Genomic DNA, 234 nt, shown 5'->3' on the forward strand with positions numbered 1-234 from the left:
GACGAAGACGCCGGTGATAACCGCCTCATCGGGCTGGCCGAGCAAGTCCCACATGGAGCGGGCGTAGGCAAAGCCTTGATGGACGTAGCCGCTGTCCACCCACCCCGTCTTCCAGTCGAGGAAGATGCCGTTGCTGGCCCCGATGGGGCTGAGCACGTCGGTCGTGCCGTCGAGCTGGATGTCGCCGCACGGCGATGCCAGCACCTCGCTCTGGACGTGGCACTCGACCTTGGG

The 234-nt window shown here is 66.2% G+C and carries 1 protein-coding gene; it reads right to left on the minus strand.

The genetic code is table 11. The annotated features are described in order from the left end of the window. Nucleotides 1-234 (minus strand): hypothetical protein (locus tag R0J92_RS26735; RefSeq protein WP_411053911.1); only part of this gene is annotated, 234 nt, incomplete at both ends.

It is taken from the genome of Tritonibacter sp. SIMBA_163 (assembly GCF_046535935.1).
GTDB classification, from domain to species: Bacteria; Pseudomonadota; Alphaproteobacteria; order Rhodobacterales; family Rhodobacteraceae; genus Epibacterium; species Epibacterium scottomollicae.